Source organism: Bacillus sp. H1a (assembly GCF_000633475.1).
In the GTDB taxonomy this organism is placed as follows: domain Bacteria; phylum Bacillota; class Bacilli; order Bacillales; family Bacillaceae_G; genus Bacillus_A; species Bacillus_A paramycoides.
This window is the reverse complement of sequence record NZ_AYMH01000152.1, coordinates 1-2,457: the sequence shown is the minus strand read 5'-3', so window position 1 is coordinate 2,457 and position 2,457 is coordinate 1. Positions and strand designations below refer to the sequence as shown.

At 31.3% G+C, this 2,457-nt stretch carries 3 protein-coding genes; 2 read left to right on the top strand and 1 reads right to left on the bottom strand.

What is annotated here, in order from left to right; genetic code table 11:
• Positions 1 to 61 precede the first annotated feature (61 nt).
• Entirely contained in the window at positions 62 to 409 is a 348-nt protein-coding gene (locus U860_RS0130865; RefSeq protein WP_025151481.1) for a YkgJ family cysteine cluster protein, read from the bottom strand.
• An 803-nt stretch (positions 410 to 1,212) separates the two neighbouring features.
• Between U860_RS0130865 and U860_RS0130860 the strand changes: the two genes are divergently transcribed.
• Together U860_RS0130860 and U860_RS0130855 are read left to right on the top strand one after the other, a co-directional pair.
• A complete protein-coding gene (locus tag U860_RS0130860; RefSeq protein ID WP_025151480.1) occupies positions 1,213 to 1,530 on the top strand; it encodes a helix-turn-helix transcriptional regulator in 318 nt (105 codons plus the stop codon).
• Positions 1,517 to 2,086 carry a DUF2812 domain-containing protein gene (locus U860_RS0130855; protein ID WP_025151479.1) on the top strand — a complete coding sequence of 190 codons (570 nt, stop codon included), beginning with the start codon at positions 1,517 to 1,519 and terminating at the stop codon, positions 2,084 to 2,086. The genes U860_RS0130860 and U860_RS0130855 overlap by 14 nt, the downstream gene beginning before the upstream one ends.
• Positions 2,087 to 2,457: the final 371 nt, after the last annotated feature.

Below are 2,457 nucleotides of genomic sequence, written 5' to 3'. Positions count from 1 at the left end.
TAAGTTGATGGATGTGGGGTATACCCACATCGCTATCAACTTAAGAAAATAGATAAACCCATTAAGAAAAATCTTTCCATGTAAAATCAACACTCAATATACCAATGGGCTGTTCGTTACTCATATAATTTTTTGCGGAAACTACTTCCGGTTTGCGAAAACAAACAAGATTGTTGTAATAACCAAATGCCCGACAAATTATTGGACGTACCGAATGAATACCGCAACGATCGTTTATTTCGTCATAGAAAATACATGTTCCAAAATATCGTTGCTGACTTTTTAAATCTAGGCGTTTTTTTGTAGGCATCGATTTTATTTTCTTCTTTATTTTTTTAAATTCTTCTTCTGTAATTGGAACGGGACCACAACACATTCCTTTGCAACCATTACAAGGTAAAATTTCCATTTAATCATCTCCTAAAATAGGTAGTCGTTACAATTAATCGAAAAATAAGGGTTTGCTAGTTGGGTAACCAAAAAGGAGGATTTTATTTTATATTCAGGGAGTCTGCCTTGAATTCTCCTTTCTAATAGTTTTAGAACAACACAAAAAGGTCTTTAGACGCACTTGAAGGAGAATGCTCTTCAAGTGGTTCAAAGACCTTGACCTGCTATTCAAATAAAATACCGATTTCATTTTTTCTAAAAAATAAAAGTATCACTATTATAATTTTAACATATTTATCATAATATTACAACGATATCCAAAATAAAAAAGATTTCTTAAACATCATTTTTAAACAGTCTATTAGGGGTTACCATACATGCCCATCAACTTAAGAAATTTTAATACCCCCAAATACTAAAAAACGTTATCTTTTCTAATTACCTATCTTGTTTAGAAAAGATGACGTTTTTTATGAATCTTTCGATTCAAAGTAAACTAGGGTGTTTTTTGCTTAGCTGTACAGAGATAATAAAGTTGTTTAATTTACAATAAAGTCGTTTAAAGCATAATAAAGTTGTTTAAAAAACGCCAGTCATGTTATTCAACAATCGGGCCATTTAATTGAATAAGACTACACCAAAAGTCACTTTCCCTTACGTAAGGAAAGTGACTTTTTAGATTGATTTGCCCTTTGTTATCAAGCTATTTACTTTAAGTTCCTTTGACCAATTTTGAAAATGCTGTTGACTATTCAGTTGAACTGTATTACATTGTTATTGTTAAGTTGAACTATATAGTCGAACTGAATAAAGGGTGAGGATATGAAACATAAATTATTACCGTTGTCTGAAACTATGCATTATATTTTATTAGCTATGCGTGAGCCACTCCATGGCTATGCCGTAATGCAGAAGATAGAAAAGATAAGTAACGGTACTGTTATTTTAGCAGCTGGTACATTATACGGTGCGATTGAAAACTTGAATAAGCATGGTTGGATTGAATCTGTTGGAGAGTTAGGTCGAAGAAAAGTTTATATGATAACTGCAGAAGGAAGCGCCATTTTGAAAATGGAACAAAACAGGTTATTGCATATTTTATCACTGTACGAAGGAAGTGAATCGAATGAAGAAATTTAAGATATTTTTTGATTTTGAAAAAGAGGAGCAATGGCTGAACGAGCAATTACAAAAAGGATATCGTTGTACAAATATTAGTGGATTAGGAATATACACTTTCGAAAAAACCGACAAGAGATATGTGATGCGACTGGATTATCAAGATTATTTATCAAAGGAAAAGTTCAAAGATTACAAAGGGATATATGAAGACTTCGGTTGGATTTATATAAATGACTCCTGGCTTGGTGGGGTTCGATATTGGCAAAAAGAAGATGATGATCAAAATGAAATCTTCTCGGATCGCCAATCAAAGAGTAATTATTATAAAAGATTGATGGGTTATTCATTTGGTTTAGGTATACTGTTATTGCCTTTTTCTAATATGTTTTACAAGGATTCAGGTTTATATTTAACTGAAGGTCTTTGGAGTATGAAAGGTGCATTATTTTGGAAAGCATTTTTATTTGAAACTCCATTTGCCCTTTTAAGGTCACTTACCACCCTTATGGTTGTTTTCTTTGGTATCAGTTTCTATAAAGCTTATCGAAAGTATTCAATGTTAAAAGAAAAATAAACGTTTTGAAATCTTCCAGAATCGGGCGCTATTGTTGAATACAACTTAGATTTTCAAACGACTTTTTTGTTATATTTTTAAGTACAGTGAAGTATCTTGTATCGAAAATTAAACAACTATATTTTAACCCCGTCCTAAATTTAGAACGGGGTTATGCTTATTTTAGGTTTTAAAATTAAATAACTTTATTGTCTTTTTATATATGGGTTTCAAGGGCCACTCTACGCTTCAATTCCGATAAGTGTATTTGAGAACCTCTAAATCCTTTAAAATCAATAACTTGTAATTTTCCCAATAGAGTACACTCTATTGAGAAGGTTGGTTATGCAATCATATATTTTTTTATTTGTATATTACTAAAACATTTAATT